Source organism: Micromonospora sp. CPCC 206060, assembly GCF_036906895.1.
Taxonomy (GTDB): domain Bacteria; phylum Actinomycetota; class Actinomycetes; order Mycobacteriales; family Micromonosporaceae; genus Micromonospora.
This window is the reverse complement of record NZ_JBAKHU010000040.1, coordinates 1-15,034: the sequence shown is the minus strand read 5'-3', so window position 1 is coordinate 15,034 and position 15,034 is coordinate 1. Positions and strand designations below refer to the sequence as shown.

The following is a 15,034-nucleotide window of genomic DNA, read 5'->3' as shown; positions in this document are numbered from 1 at the left end:
GCGGTGACCAGTCGAGGCGTGCGGTGACCAGCCGGGAGACCAAGATCACAGCATCGATGGGGGCGCGGCCGGCGAACCTCTCGGCCGCTCTGGCTGCATGATGGTCATGATCAGACATCCAGGCCGACGGGTGCGCGTCGCCAGCCGATGACCGCTCACCACATGCCCGCTGCGATCACCGGAGGGATGACCGAGCATGCCTGACGGCCGAGACGATCAGCAGGGGCGACGGTACGACAACCGACCGGCCCGGCGACGGGCCGGCGACGGGCCGCGTCAGCAGCAGTTCCCGACCGGATCGGTGGCGCCTGCCGCCGCCAGCAGCACAGATCTCGGGTGATCTACACATGCGACCGGTTGGCACACCCGGCGACGGTGACCGCACCGACCCGGCAACAGGGCGATCCGCCCCGGTGGGACGTACCGCCGAGACCGGACAACTGATCGGTTTCGCCCGACAGGTGTCCGCCGGGCAGGGCCGCGCGGTCATCCTCGAAGGTGAGCCCGGCATGGGCAAGTCGACCATGCTCGACGTGCTCGCCGCCCACTGCCGTAGCAACGGACTGCGGGTCTGTCACGGCAAAGCCGACGAGCTGCAACAACGGCTACCGTTCGCAGCGATCGGCGGATGCCTCGGCGTATGGTCCGCCCGCCGCGAACCCGACGTCGACGCCCTGGCCGGCCTGCTCCGCGGCGACGCCGGAGTACGACTCGCCTCAGTCGGTGCCGCCGACCGTCACTTCGTGGTCACCGAGGCGATTGCGGAACTGCTCGACCGCTGGTGCGCTGACACCCCGGTCGCCCTCCTGCTCGACGATCTGCACTGGGCGGACGAGTCCAGCCTGTTGTCGCTGCACCGGCTCGGCCCGATGCTCGACCGCTGCCCCCTGCTGATCGTGGTCACCGTCCGACCGGCACCACGCCCGGCGGCCCTCGGCGGTCTGCTCCAGAGCCTCGTGGCCCGGGGCTCCGGGACGCTGCGGCTCGGCCCGCTCGACCCCGGCGCCGTCGAGGAACTGGTACACCAGCTCGTGGGCACCCGGCCCGGCCCGCAACTGATGGCCCTGATCGCCGGAGCCGGCGGCAACCCGATGCAGGTCACCGAATGGATCACGGTGCTACGCCGCGACCGGCACATCGGTGCCGCAGGCGACCACGCCGACCTGCTCAGCTCGAACGACGGGTCCGGTCTCGGCATCTCCGGTTCCCTGATGGGTACCATCTCCCAGCGTCTCGATGTCGGATCCCGCGACGCCCGCGAGGTGCTGCGGGTGGCCGCCCTGCTCGGCTCCGGCTTCGACGTCGGCGAACTGTCCGTGGTACTCGGCAAGCCCACCATCGAGCTGTGGGAGGTGTTGACCGAAGCGGTCGACACCGGCGTCCCGGTCGACCACGGTGAACGCCTGGTCTTCCGACACGACCTGCTCCGCCAAGCCCTCGCTGCGGAGCTGCCGGTCGCCCTGCGGGCCGCCCTGCAACTCCAGATCGGCCAGGCCCTGGCTGCCTCCGGCGCCCTGCCGGAGCGGGTGGCCGAGCGGCTGCTCGCGGCCACCACGCTCGACGGTCGCGCATTGGACTGGCTGGTCGAGCGCAGCCGCCTGCTGACCCGGCGTGCACCCGACCTGGCGATCGATCTCATCAACCGTGCCCTGGGTTTCCTCCGGCCCGGTGACCCCCGCGCACCGCTGCTGCGCAACCATCTGGCCTGGGCACTGCTCTACGCCGGCCGGGCCGCCGACGCGGTCGACGCGGCCCGGGCGGCCCTCGCCGCCGACCGCGACCCGGCTGATGTCGCCGCCCTGCACCGGCTGATCGCCCTGGCCCACTTCCAACGCGGCGACGTGGTCGCGGCCCGCCAGGAGGCCGAACGGGCACTGACCGCGCCGCTGACCCCGGCTGAGGACCTCCGTGCGCGGGCCCTCATCGCCGGCTGCGACCTGTTCCTGGGCGACCTCGACGCCGTGGAACAGGTCAGCCACGCAATGGCCGACGGCGTCCACCACCCGCGGATACGCGCGCACGGACTGTCCCTGCGGTCCTGCGTCCTGCTCGCCCGACGCCGTGTCGCGGCGGCACTCGACGTCATCACCGAGGCCATCGCCCTCACCGGCACCGCCGAGTCCTGGGACCACCGCCAGATCAGCCCCTACCTGATCCAGGGCGTCTGTCTTGTCGAACTCGACCGCTACCAGGAGGCCGAAGCCGTCCTCGGTGAGGCCATGCGTACCAGCCAGAGGGGTGCCGACTTCATGCCGCTGGCCTGGTGCCAGTGGGTCCGGGCTGACATCCGGTTCCTCGACGGCCGCTGGGACGAGGTGCTCGCGGAGGTCCGGGCCGGCCTTCAGGCCACCGACTATCTCGACGTCGCGCAGATGCTGCACGGTGTCGACGGTGTGGTGGCCCTGCATCGGGGCCGGGCACCGACGCTCCCCGTCGACAACCAGTCCGGACGGCCGGTGTGCTGGCGCCAACTGTGGGCCACGGCGCTGGCCCGGGAGGCGCAGGGGCACGCCGATGAGGCACTGACGATGCTCCTGGCGGCCTGGGACCGGCGCGTGGCGGCGATCACCGACCACAACCTGCATCTGATCTGGCCGGACATCGCCCGCCTGGCGCTCATCGTCGACCGTACCGCGCTGATCGCGCCACTGCGGGTCGAGACGGCGGCGTTCGCCGAGCACACCCCGGCGGCCAGCAGCAGAGCGGTGCACCTGCTCGTCGAGGGCGTCATCGAGGCCGATCCAGGCCGGGTCCGCTCGGCCGCCGGCTGGTACGCCGCCGCCCGCCCCCTCGGCGAGGCGTACGCGTGGGAGTGCATCGCGATCCTGCTGGCCCGGGCCCACCGACCCGCTGATGCCCGAGCGGCACTCGACCGGGCGCTCGCCTGTTACGACGCCCTCGGCGCGACCTGGGACGCCGAACGCGCGGTGACCTACCTGGCCGAGCTGGGGGTACGTCGCAGAAACCGGCCCCGGCCCCGGCCCCGCTCCGGTTGGGACGCGCTGACCGGGACCGAGCGCCGGATCGCCGAGCTGGTGGCCGCCGGCCGGTCCAACCCGGACATCGCCGCCGAACTGAACCTCTCGCCGCGTACGGTGCAGCACCACGTCTCCAGCGTCCTCGCCAAACTGGGGCTCAGTTCCCGGGTCGAACTCGTCGCCCTGGCCTTCCAGCGGGACGCGGACACCGACGGTCCACCCCAGGGGTAAGCACCCGGTCACGCCGGTCGGTACGGCCAGACCGTGGTACGCGGGATTAGTCACCGCTCCTCCCCGCGTCGGGCCCGTCGGACGGGGTCGGTCGGTCCCCGCCGGTGCCGGCAGGGTCAAGGATGTCCTTGATCGACCGGGCTGACTCCGTCCGGCGCCCGGGCTGCGGCTGCGGCTGCGGTTCCAGTTCCAGCTCCGGCTCCGGACGGTCGGTACTCCGGCCGGCATCGACGCGGTCCACCGGCGGTTCGGCGGTGGGCGGCACGGGCGGATCGGCGGTGGGCGGCATCGGCGGAGTCCGTACCCCGGTCGGCTCCGGGCCCGGTTGGCCCCATCGGACGGGCTCGCGTGGCGGCAGCGCGTGGTCGGGCTGGTCGGAGACCTCAAGTCCGGCCTGGCGCAGGCTCGCCTCCAGGTCGGTCACCGCCGGCGTGGTCGTCCCGTCAGGCTGGACGATCTGCCACCTGTCCCGCCGGACCAGCATCGGCTGGCCGCCCCGGTTGACGCCCGGGGTCGCGGCGAGCACGTGCCCGTCCGGGGTGGTGTGCACGTCGGACGGGGCGGCGACCACCGGCCGCCCGGTGCGCCGGGCCAGCTCTGCGGCAGGCGACGGCTCTCCTTGCGGCCCCGGGGTGGCCAGGTGCGAACCGACCAGCACCACGGTCTTGCCGGCGACGTCATGGTGGCGCAGCACCCGGTCGTGGAAGCCTTCGGCGGTCAGCTGGGTACCGTTGACCTGCAACAACACCCCGCCCTCGGGACCCGTTGCGGCGGCCACGTGGACCACCAGGGCGTTCTCCACCGGCCGCAGCGAGTACGCCGCAGCCAGCTCGTCGGCCCGCCGCCGCACGGCCTCCGGGTTGTCCGACCGGTCGCTCCGTACCTCTTCGGAGGGCAGGTAGAACCCGGACCGGGTACGGAACCCGTGCGGGTGTTCCAGGTCCTCCCGCAGTGCCAGATCCGGGGTCATCAGCACCTCGACCGCGTCGGACAGCCGGAACGACGTACGGACCGTGCCCTGGCCGTAGGACACCCCGCCCTGCCGGTTGACCGCCTCCGCCTCGACGTGCACGACCATGCCCGCCCTGACCAGCAACATCGGGGTCTGGTACATGTGCCCGGCCTGGGTGGTCAGGTAGCGCAGGTTGCTGGACTGGGTCGTGGTCGTCTCCTGGGTCAGCGTGTGGTAGCTGGACGTGCTGCCGACGGAGGGTGGCGGAGTGGGGCTGGCGCCGGTGGCGTCGTCGGTGCTGGTGCTGCCGGTGGGGATGCTGCTGGGCGGCGCAGCGGCGGGGGTGTCGGGGGTGTCTTCGAGGTGGCTGGTGGCTGCCGTGCTGCCCGCTTCGTTGGCTGGCGTGCCGGTGTAGACGGCGTTGTCGGTCGTGGTGGCCGGATGGTGGGGGCCGGGGCTGTCGAGGGCGTCGGGGGTGAGGGTGCCGGTGGGGTAGGTGGGGCTGAGGACTTCCCGGATGCCGTGGATGCCGGGGGTGATGAGGAGGGCTTCGGTGGAGGTGCTGCTGGTTGTTGCCCCGGGATCGGGTCCGCTGGCGGTGATGAGGGCGCCGGTGATGGTGTTTCCGCCGCTGGTGCCGGCGGCGTTGGCGTTGGAGGTGTCGGTGAGGCCGCCGTCGCCGGTGCTGCTGCCGGTGTTGATCGGTACCAATGCCGGTGCCGGTGCCGGCATTGGTACCGATTCGGGGGTGGGGGTGGTGTTTGTGGCGGTGCCGGCCTGGAGTTGGCCGTTGCCGTTGCCGGTGTTGATCGGTACCGGTACCGGTACCAATGCCGATACCGATCCGGGGGTGGGGGCCCGGCTGGCTGTGGTGATTTGGCTGCCTGGGCTGCCGGCGGCGGCCGGGGTCGGTTGGCTGCCGGTGTCGCTGGAGGGAGCGGTGAGGGTGGGGATGGTGGGGCCGAGGCCGGGTAGGCCGGTGCTGGTGCCGTTGGCGCCTCGGGCGCGGGCGCGGTCTTTTCCCCAGTCGAGGATGCCTTCGGTGGCGCCGGCGGTGGCGGCCCAGCCGGCGGGTGCTTCGCGGCGGCCGTTGAGGATGAGGTCGGCGGCGGCTTCGGCGCTGTATTCGTGGAGGGCGCTCTGTCCGACGGTGTTGGTGAATTCGGCGACGTTCTTGGCGACCTGGTTGGTGATGGTGATACCGGACCGGGTGGCGAGGTGTTGGGTGAGGGTGCTGAGGCCGCCGAGGGTGGCGCCGCCGGTGCGGTCGTTGTCCCATTCGGTGCGGTGTTGCCGGGCGGTCTGTGCGGTTTGGACGGCGATGTCGAGGCCGACTTGGTAGAAGAGGTTCACGGCGAGGGATTTGGCGAGTTGGCCGAGGATCTGGGTGGCGATGTGTCGGCCGAGGGTTTGTAGTGCGGCGATGGCGGGTGCGGCGGCGGGTGCGGCGGGGGTGGCGAGGAGCCAGGTGAGGTAGATGATGTTGCTGATGAGGATGCCGAGTTGGCCGATGATCATCATTTTGGCGTACTCGACGTTGAGGGCGGCTTGGTTGGTGTAGGTGGTGAGGTTGGTGCTGGTGTCGCGGAGGGCTTTGATGTGGCCGGTGTCGATGAGTTGGTCGAGTCGGGTGGTGAAGGCGTCGGCGCCCTGGCCGGTCCAGGAGGTGGTGACGCCCTGGCGGGCTGCGCGGATGGTGGTTTCGGTGTCGCCGAGTTGGGTGGCGAACTGGTTCCAGGCGGTGGACAGGGCGCGGAGTTGGTCCTCGTCGGCTTCGGGCCATGATTCCCCGGTGGTGATGAGGAACATGGTGCGTACCCAGTCGGGGATCTCCATGCCCATGGGGCAACACCCTCCAAGCGGTTCGTGTACTCACGGCGTGCGCGCTGCTGTGTGACGGCGTCCGGTCGTCGGCCGGACGGCGGGCGGGTCAGGTGCGGGTGGTCAGCTCGCTGCCCGCTGCGTGTTGTCGGTCTCGGCGTTTTCGTAGCCGGTCATGGCCTTGTTCACCCGGTCGGAGCTGTCGTGGAGCAGGCTGACCACTTGTTGGCTGGCGTCGAGGACCTCGTTGCGTTTGGGTTCGTACGACTGTTGGAAGGCGTGCGCGGTTTCGTCGGAGGTGCCCCAGCAGGGGCCGATGGCCTCCAGTCCCTTTTCGAGGTCGGCGACGGCCTGTCGGATCCGGTGTGCCTCGGCGCGTACCGACGCGGTCATGCTGCGGGTGGTGCCGGTGTCGACCGACAGTTCGTCCATCGTTGCCCGCTTTCTTCTCCGGGCCCCGGCTGGTGTTCGCGGCGGGGCCGTGTGGTCGGGGGTGCGAAGGTCAGGGTGCCGGCGGAATTCTTCCGTTGTGGACCGTGGGTGTGACAGGGCCCCGAGGGCCAACCTGGACCCACGATCCGGTCTGGGTGGTGGCAGGGCATGGCACCTCGGGAGCGCAACCGACAAATAAATTTGTCTTGACTAAAAAAGCTGCCGGTGTGACAGTGGTGGCATGTTCGACATCGCGGTGATCGAGGACCCGGCAGCGGCCGAAGCGTCGCTGGACCCGATCCGCGCCCGGCTGCTGGCCGAGCTTGCCGAGCCGGCCTCGGCGACGATGCTCGCCGCCCGGGTCGGCCTGCCCCGGCAGAAGATCAACTATCACCTGCGGGCGCTGGAGCAGCACGGCCTGATCGAGCTGGTGGCGGAGCGCCGCAAGGGCAACGTCACCGAGCGGGTCATGCAGGCCACCGCCGCGTCGTACGTGATCTCGCCGGTGGCCCTCGCCGCCGGGCGACCTGCCCCGTCCCCGCCGCCCGACCGGCTGTCGGCGCGGTGGCTGCTCGCGGTCGCCGCCCGGCTGGTGCAGGACGTCGGCGCACTCATCACCGGTGCGGACCGGGCGAAGAAGCCGGTGGCGACCTTCGCCCTCGACACGACGGTCCGGTTCGCCTCGGCGAGCGACCGGGCCGCCTTCGCCGAGGAGTTGACCGCTGCGGTCACCGTCCTGGTCGCCCGGTACCACGACGAGCAGGCTCCCGGCGGACGCGAGCACCGGGTGGTGCTCGCCCTGCACCCCAGCGTCACCCCCGGGCCCGGCACGGGGTCCCTGGAGTCCTGACCGCCGTACGACGTGCGCTGACCCTTCCGACGACGAGATGTCACCACAGAAAACCGACCGGAGGACGCTGACCATGGGACACCACTTCGAGTTGCACAAGCACATCGAGTTGGCCGCCACCCCCGAGCAGGTGTGGGAGGCGATCGCCACCGGTCCGGGTGTCGACTCCTGGTTCATGGGTCGCACCGAGATCGAGCCGCGCGAGGGCGGACGGATCCGGCTCACCCTGGCCGGTCACGTCGAGGAGGCGACGGTCGCCGCCTGGGAGCCCGGCAAGCGGTTCGCCGACCGCACCGAGACCCAGCCGGACGGTACCTTCATGGCCACCGAGTACCTCATCGAGGGCCGTGACCAGGGCAGCACCGTGCTGCGGCTGGTCCAGAGCGGCGTACTCGGCGACAACTGGGAGAGCGAGTACGAGGCGATGCGGACCGGCTGGGACATGTACCTCGGCACGCTGGCCGCCTACCTCACCCACTTCCCCGGCCGGACGGCCCTGCCGGTCTCGGCGTTCCGCCCCGGCGCCGGCGACCCGGACCCGGTATGGGCAGCGGTGACCGATGCCTTCGGCCTCTCCGGCCCGGCCACCGAGGGACAACCGGTCACGCTCGCGGTCGACGGCCTGCCGCCGGTCGAGGGGGTCGTCGACCTCGCCGGCCTGCCGACCTACCTCGGCGTGCGGACCGCCGACGCGCTCTTCCGGTTCGTCCACTCCGGCGCCGACCGGGGGAACACCCTGGTCATCGGCCACCACCTCTTCACCGACGACGATCCGGCCCGGACCGAGCAGGCCTGGCGGAACTGGTTGACCACCCTGCCCATCGGCTGACGTCCGGCGGATCCACCCCAGCCAACCGACCGCCGCAGGTGGCCCTATTGACGGGGGCGGCCACCTGCGGCGGTCGGTGACCCCGGCCGGATGGTTCCCCGACCCTGCGAAAACCATCCGGCCGGTACGGTACGGCGGCCGGTGGACCGCCGGACGGCGGTGATCCGGCCGGAGATCCACTCCGCGACCCGGGCCACCCCGATCCCGACCACCAGGCAGGCCACCAGCACCAGCCAGCGGGGCACATCGTCCAGGCGCGGGTAGACCTGCCAGTGGCTGAGGTAGATGTAGAGCGAACTACCGGCCAGCAGGGCGGCCACCCGGTTGAGCAGCGCCGTGCCCGGGACGTGCGGCACCCACACCAGCAGCGCGAACCCGGCCACGATGAGCAGTTCCCGTCCCAGCTCGCCGAAGAACCCGGGCACCGTGGCCAGGGCGACCACGGTGACCGCCACCCGCTGCGCCACCCCGGTGGCCCGGGCCGCCGCCCAGCCGAGCGCGAACAGCCAGAACACCACCACCGCCGACGGCAGGTCCGGGTACGCGGCCAACCCGAACAGCTCGTACCGGCCGATCAGCCCGACCACCAGCAACGCCACGGGCAACCCGAACGGCCAGCGCCGCTCGGCCCGGTCCACCCACGGCAGCGCGGTCAGCGCCGCCAGCGCCAGCAGGATGTACACCAGCGCCTCGACGAACCAGAAGTGCCACTCCGACCGGCCGTCGTGCGGGCCGAGGACGGCGTTGAGCAGCAGGATGTTGCTCAGCCGGTAGTCGTCGGTGAGCGCCCACGCCAGCGCGATCCAGATGATGCTGGGTACCGCGACCCGGCCGATCGAACCCCACAGGTGCCGGTTGCGGTGGCGACGGTCGGCGCCGGTGAGCTGGAACCGGGCGAAGTTGAAGCCGGCGACGGCCAGCAGCAGGTGGGCGCCACCCTTGAGGTGGAACACCGGCAGGTGCGAGCCGACGATCAGCACGATCGCCGCCGCGCGCACCGCCACGCTCGTCTCCAGGGCCCGCCACCGGCGGCGGGACGGCTGCCGGGACGGGTGCAGATCCCGGATCGCCCGGGTGTGCCAACCCGCCGGCAGGTGCCCCAGGGCCTGCTCCAGGCGGACCGACATCTCCACGTACGACAGCGAGTCGCCGTCGAGGCTGACGAAGCTGTCCTGCTCGGTGACGCCGTCGCGGTCGAGGACCTCGGCGTAGAGCCGGCACAGGTCGACCGGCCCACCGCCGGCCCCACCGTCGGTCTCCGTGCCGGCGCTGTCGGGCTGCTGCGCGGCGGCCTGCCGCACCGCCGGGTAGTCGAGCTTGCCGGTGGCCAGCCGGGGGAGCGTGTCGAGGACCAGCACCCGGACCGCCCGGCCCGGCAGTCCGCACTCGCGGCGGACCAGCCGCCGGACGCGGGTGCCGTCGGTGCCGGCCGGTACGGCGACGATGAGCGTGTCGTCGTCACCGAGGCAGGCCGCGCGGATGCCGTGCGTCTCCAGTACCGTCTCGACGCGCTGCGGGTCCACCCGCAGCCCGCAGATCTTGGCGAACCGGCTGCGCCGCCCGACCAGCTCGTACAGCCCGTCGTCGCCGCGCCGGGCCAGGTCACCGGTACGCAGCTCGGCCACGCGACGGCCCAGCCGCAGGTCGGCCGGGTGGTGCGCGTACCCGAGCATCACGTTCGGCCCGGTGTAGACCAGCTCCCCGGTGCCGTCGGGCTGCCCGTCGACCGGTTCGATGCGGAAACTCCCGCCGGGCACCGGCACCCCGATGCTGCCGGGGCGGGTGGCCGCCAGCTCCGGCGGCAGGTACGCCATCCGTGCGGTCGCCTCGGTCTGGCCGTACATGACCACCAGCTGCCAGCCGGCGCGGCGGCCCCGGTCGGCCCAGCGCACCACCCGGTCGGGGGCCAGCCGCCCACCGGCGCAGGTGACGTACCGCAGCCGGGGCAGGTCCATCCCGGCGAACCCCACCCGGTCCAGCAGGTCGAAGGTGTACGGCACGGCGGCGAAGGTGGTACCGCCCCGGGCCCGGAGCAGGTCCCAGAAGCAGGTGTCGGCCACCGACAGGTCGGTCAGGATCAACGCGGCCCCGCGCAGCAGGTGCGAGTTGATCACCGACAGTCCGTAGCAGTAGTGCATTGGCAGGGTCGTCGCGGCCCGGTCGGTGTCCTGGATGTCCAGGTACGTGGCGATCGCCTCGGCGTTGGCCTGCACATTGGTGTGCGACAGCCGGACCAGCTTCGGCGAGCCGGTGGTGCCGGAGGTGCTCAACAGCAGCGCCAGGTCGGGGTGCAGGTCGTGCGTCGAACCGTCGCGGCGCTCGTGGACCTGCGGGGTGCCCTGCCGTCCGGGGCCCAGCACCACGTCCGGGTCGTACGCGTCGACCAGCGTGTCGGTGTGCTCGGCGGGGGCGAGCAGGACGGGGTGCCCACCGGCCAGCGCGGCCAGGTACCCCACGACGGCGTCGACGGTGTTGCCGGTGGTGAGCAGCACCAGCCGGCGTCGGGTGCCCAGCCGGCGGGCGGTCGCGGCCACCCGGGCGGCCAGCTCCCGGTAACTGATCTCCCCGTCGACGGTCAGCAGCGCCGGCCGGTCGCCGTGATCGGCGAGATCGCGGGCGAGCGGGACCGTGCGCAGGTCGGGCAGCAGGTCGATCGGGGAGGCCACGCGCGCACTCTAAGGCCAGGCTAGCCTTACCGCCAGAGGTGCACCGAGGTACGCGAGACCCGTCACCTCACCATGACACCAAAGGTAAGGCTGTGCTAACTTCGGCGCGGTTTCGCGTCGACTGGGCGACCACCCCAACCGCCCGGCAAGGAGTCAGCTGTGCCCCTGGAGTTCCTGCGCCGCGCGGTGGCGATCACCGCCACCGTCGCTGTCGTGCTCGGTCTGGCCGCCTGCGGCGGCGACGACGCCGGTGACGACGAGGCCGCTGTCACCCTCTACAGCGGTCGCAGCGAGAACCTGGTCAAGCCGCTGCTGGAGAAGTTCACCGCGCAGACCGGCATCACCGTCAAGGCCCGCTACGGCAACACCGCCCAGATGGCCGCGCAGCTGCTGGAGGAGGGCGACAAGTCCCCGGCCGAGGTGTTCTTCGCCCAGGACGCCGGCGCCCTCGGTGCGGTCAACAAGAAGGGCCTGTTCGCCGCCCTGCCCGCCGAGACCCTCAACAAGGTCCCGCAGACCTACCGGTCGGCCGACGGCAAGTGGGTCGGCGTCAGCGCCCGGTCCCGGGTCCTGGTCTACAACCCCAATCTGGTACCCGCCGCCGACCTGCCCAAGTCGGTGTTCGACCTGACCGACCCGAAGTGGAAGGGCAAGATCGCCGTCGCCCCGACCAACGCCTCGTTCCAGGCGTTCGTCACCGCGATGACCGTCCAGCACGGCGAGGCCAAGACCCGCGAGTTCCTCGCCGGTCTCAAGGCCAACGAGCCGCAGATCCGCGACGGCAACGTCCCGATCGTCGAGGACGTCGACGCCGGCAAGATCGCCCTCGGCCTGGTCAACCACTACTACGCCGGTGAGATCGCCAAGGAACGTGGCGTCGCCCCCGACGCGCTCACCGCCAAGCTGCACTTCTTCACCGGCGGCGACATCGGTGCCCTGGTCAACGTCGCCGGTGTCGGCGTGCTCACCTCCGCCGCCGAGGACGCCGACGTGCGCAAGCTCGTGGACTACCTGCTCGGACCGGAGGCCCAGAAGTACTTCGCCGAGCAGACCTTCGAGTACCCGGTCGTCACCGGCGTCACCGGTCCGGCCGGGGTGCCCGCCCTGGCCGAGCTGACCGCCCCGCCGGTCGATCTCAACGACCTCGACGGCCTGCAGGCCACCATCACCCTGATCAAGGAATCGGGGCTCACCCCCTGAGAACCGTCACGACCCCGCCGGCACGACGGACGCGCACCACGGCGTCCGTCGTGCCGGCGTTGTACCGGCTGGCCCCCCGGCCGTGGCTGCTGCTGGCCGCCACCGCCGCAGTCACCGTCGCCCTGATCCCCCTGGTCTACCTGGCGGTACGCACCGGCCAGGCCGGCTGGGCCGCCGTCACCGCCGAACTGACCAGCCCGCGCGTCGCCGACCTCGCCGCCCGCAGCCTCGCCCTGGCCGCCGTGGTCACCACCGGCTGCGTCATTCTCGGCGTCGGCACCGCCTTCCTGGTGACCCGCACCGACCTGCCCGGCCGGCGCACCGTCACCATCCTCGCCGCGCTACCGCTGGCGGTGCCCACCTACATCGCCGCGTTCACCTGGGTCTCCACCATCGACGGCTTCGAGGGGTTCTGGGCCGCCGCCCTGGTGCTGACCCTGTGCAGCTACCCGTACGTCTTCCTGCCGGTGGCCGCCGCCCTGCACCGCGCCGACCCCGCCCAGGACGAGGTCGCCCGTTCCCTGGGGCGCAGCGGCTGGGCCACCTTCACCTCGGTCACCCTGCCCCAGATCCGGCCCGCCGTCGCCGGTGGCGCCCTGCTGGTCGCCCTCTACGTGCTCTCCGACTTCGGCGCGGTGTCCATCCTGCGTACCGACACCTTCACCCGCGCCGTGTTCATCGCCTTCGACCTCGGCTTCGACCGGGTCGGTGCGCTGGTGCTCTCCACCGTGCTGGTCGCCCTGACCGTGCTGCTGCTCGCCGCCGAGACCGCGACCCGCCGCCGGGGCGCCCGCTACGCCCGGGTCGGTGCCGGCGCCCGTCGCCCGCACACCCCGACCCCGCTCGGCGCACTGCGCTGGCCGGCGGTCGGCGCCGTCACCGCAGTGGCCGCCCTGGCCCTCGGCGTACCGGCGGTCAGCCTGGCCCGCCGCCTGGCCGTCGGGGTGTCCCGGCCCGGCAGCCTGATCGAGATCGCCACCGCCACCGGCAACTCCCTGACCGTCGCGGCGGCCGGTGCGGCCCTGACCATGCTGCTGGCCCTGCCGATCGGTCTGCTCACCGCCCGCGCGCCCGGCATCCTGGCCACCATCCTGGAACGGTTGAGCTACCTCAGCCATGCCCTGCCCGGCATCGTGATCGGCCTGTCGCTGGTCTTCTTCGGTATCGGCGTGGCGTACCCGCTCTACCAGAGCGTCTGGCTGCTCACCCTCGCCTACGCGGCGCTGTTCCTACCTCTGGCGGTCGCCGCCGTCGCCAGCGCCGCCGCGCAGGCGCCCCCGGTGCTGGAGGAGACCGCGCGGTCGCTGGGCCGACGCCCGGTGCAGGTCTTCACCACGGTCACCCTGCCGCTGACCCTGCCCGGTATCGCCGCCGGTGCCGCGATGGTCTTCCTGACCTGTATGAAGGAACTCCCCGCCACCCTGCTGCTGCGCCCCACCGGCATGGACACCCTGGCCACCGAGCTGTGGACGCAGACCACCGTGGCCGCCTACGCCGCAGCGGCACCGTACGCGGCGCTGCTGGTCCTGCTCTCGGCGATCCCCACCTGGGTACTCGCCGCCCGTACCGGGCTTCTCGACCAGGAGGGGAAGCAATGAGCGCACTGTCGGTCCGTGCCGCGGAGAAGGCCTGGGGACCGGTCCGCGCCCTGGCCGGGGTCAGCGTCGAGGTTCCCACCGGCTCCCTGGTCGCCGTCCTCGGCCCGTCGGGCTGCGGCAAGACCACCCTGCTGCGCTGCATCGCCGGCCTGGAACGCCTCGACGCCGGTGAGATCGCCGTCGACGACCGCCGGGTCGCCGGCCCCGGGGTGCACGTACCCACGCACCGCCGCCGGATCGCCCTGGTTCCGCAGGAGGGGGCGCTGTTCCCGCATCTGTCGGTCGCCGACAACGTCGGCTACGGCCTGGACCGGGCCACCCGCCGCTCCGGTCGGGTCGTTGAGGTTCTCGACCTGGTCGGGCTGGCCGACCACGGCGACCGGATGCCCCACCAGCTCTCCGGCGGCCAGCAGCAACGGGTGGCCCTGGCCCGGGCCCTGGCACCCCGACCGTCGCTGATCCTGCTCGACGAGCCGTTCAGTGCCCTCGACGCGGGGCTGCGCGCCGGGTTGCGCCGTGACGTGCGGGCCGCGCTGCGCGCCGACGGCGCCACCGCTGTCCTGGTCACCCACGACCAGGCTGAGGCGCTGTCCCTGGCCGACGAGGTGGTCGTGATGCGGTCCGGCCGGGTGGTGCAGGCGGGTACCCCCACGACCGTGTACCGTACCCCGGCCGACCCGTGGGTCGCGGCGTTCGTGGGGGAGGCGGTGCTGCTGCCGGGTACCGCGCGCGGGGATGCGGTGACCACCGCCGCGGGTACGCTGCCGGTCCTGCCGTCGGCCCGGGTGGGACAGCGGGAGACCCCGGTGACGGTGCTGATCCGCCCCGAACAGGTCCGGTTGGCCGCCGCCGACACCGCCGGTACCGTCACCGGCACGGTGGCCCGCTACGAGTTCCACGGCCACGACACCCTCACCGTCGTACGCCTGGCGGACGGTACCGAGCTGGCCGCCCGGAGTCTGGACAACGCCGAGCAGTTCCGCACGGGCGTCACCGTCGGCCTGCGGGTCGGTGGTGCGGTCCTCGCCTGGCCCGCCGGTTCCGACTGAGCCTGCCCGCTCATGTCGGCCCGACTCAGCCGGCCCGTTCGACCGGACATGTCGGCTCCCGCGTCGGTGCGGCCGGTCGCCCGTTTCGGTGAGTGACCCCCAAAAGCGGAGCAGCGTCAATTTTCGGCCCCATGTCACTGGTCCCGTAGCCCAAATAGTGGGAGCCCTCCCGCGGCGTTGCAACGGCAGGTTCCCCTAAACGCCGGAAAACGGTGGCCGCCGCGCCGCCCGCAGTGGCCGTTGTGCATCGACCGTTAGGGATTGGCGGTGGCGGTACCGAAGGTCCAAAGGCGGTCGGTTCGGGCGCACTGTTTGATCAGATAACGCCTCCAAAGTGGACATAGCAGCCGCCGTTTCCTTTGCTGGACAGTGAGCCATTCCGCGCAACGGTCTGGTTGCTGGCTGTAGCCGCTTGGGTGTCCGGTAGG

Annotated in this window: 9 protein-coding genes; 6 read left to right on the top strand and 3 right to left on the bottom strand. The window is 72.1% G+C overall.

The window, feature by feature from the left end; all coding sequences use genetic code 11:
* Positions 1-413: 413 nt before the first annotated feature.
* Positions 414-3,209, top strand: coding sequence for an ATP-binding protein (locus tag V6U90_RS22245; protein ID WP_334439898.1), 2,796 nt, complete (start codon positions 414-416; stop codon positions 3,207-3,209).
* 46 nt (positions 3,210-3,255) lie between these two features.
* On the opposite strand, the gene V6U90_RS22240 is transcribed toward V6U90_RS22245, so the two are convergent.
* Together V6U90_RS22240 and V6U90_RS22235 are read right to left on the bottom strand one after the other, a co-directional pair.
* Entirely contained in the window at positions 3,256-6,003 is a 2,748-nt protein-coding gene (locus V6U90_RS22240; protein WP_334439895.1) for a WXG100-like domain-containing protein, read from the bottom strand.
* Between the two features lie 102 nt (positions 6,004-6,105).
* Entirely contained in the window at positions 6,106-6,414 is a 309-nt protein-coding gene (locus V6U90_RS22235; RefSeq protein WP_334439893.1) for a WXG100 family type VII secretion target, read from the bottom strand.
* A 241-nt stretch (positions 6,415-6,655) separates the two neighbouring features.
* On the opposite strand from V6U90_RS22235, the gene V6U90_RS22230 reads away from it, so the two are divergent.
* Together V6U90_RS22230 and V6U90_RS22225 are read left to right on the top strand one after the other, a co-directional pair.
* Positions 6,656-7,264 carry an ArsR/SmtB family transcription factor gene (locus V6U90_RS22230; RefSeq protein ID WP_334439890.1) on the top strand — a complete coding sequence of 203 codons (609 nt, stop codon included), beginning with the start codon at positions 6,656-6,658 and terminating at the stop codon, positions 7,262-7,264.
* Between the two features lie 73 nt (positions 7,265-7,337).
* Entirely contained in the window at positions 7,338-8,093 is a 756-nt protein-coding gene (locus V6U90_RS22225) for an SRPBCC family protein (RefSeq protein WP_334439887.1), read from the top strand.
* 44 nt (positions 8,094-8,137) lie between these two features.
* Here V6U90_RS22225 and V6U90_RS22220 read toward each other — a convergent pair whose 3' ends face one another.
* Positions 8,138-10,759 (bottom strand): AMP-binding protein, encoded by a 2,622-nt coding sequence (locus tag V6U90_RS22220; RefSeq protein ID WP_334439884.1) that lies wholly within the window; start codon positions 10,757-10,759, stop codon positions 8,138-8,140.
* A gap of 159 nt (positions 10,760-10,918) precedes the next feature.
* Here V6U90_RS22220 and V6U90_RS22215 point away from each other — a divergent pair, with 159 nt between their 5' ends.
* Genes V6U90_RS22215 through V6U90_RS22205 form a run of 3 tightly spaced genes read left to right on the top strand, consistent with a single transcriptional unit; the run spans position 10,919 to position 14,606 of the window.
* Positions 10,919-11,959: an iron ABC transporter substrate-binding protein gene (locus V6U90_RS22215; protein ID WP_334439881.1), complete on the top strand. Its 1,041-nt coding sequence runs from the start codon at positions 10,919-10,921 to the stop codon at positions 11,957-11,959.
* A 59-nt stretch (positions 11,960-12,018) separates the two neighbouring features.
* A complete protein-coding gene (locus tag V6U90_RS22210; protein WP_334439965.1) occupies positions 12,019-13,557 on the top strand; it encodes an ABC transporter permease in 1,539 nt (512 codons plus the stop codon).
* A complete protein-coding gene (locus V6U90_RS22205) occupies positions 13,554-14,606 on the top strand; it encodes an ABC transporter ATP-binding protein (RefSeq protein WP_334439878.1) in 1,053 nt (350 codons plus the stop codon). Before V6U90_RS22210 ends, V6U90_RS22205 begins: the two co-directional genes overlap by 4 nt.
* The last annotated feature ends 428 nt before the right edge of the window (positions 14,607-15,034 follow it).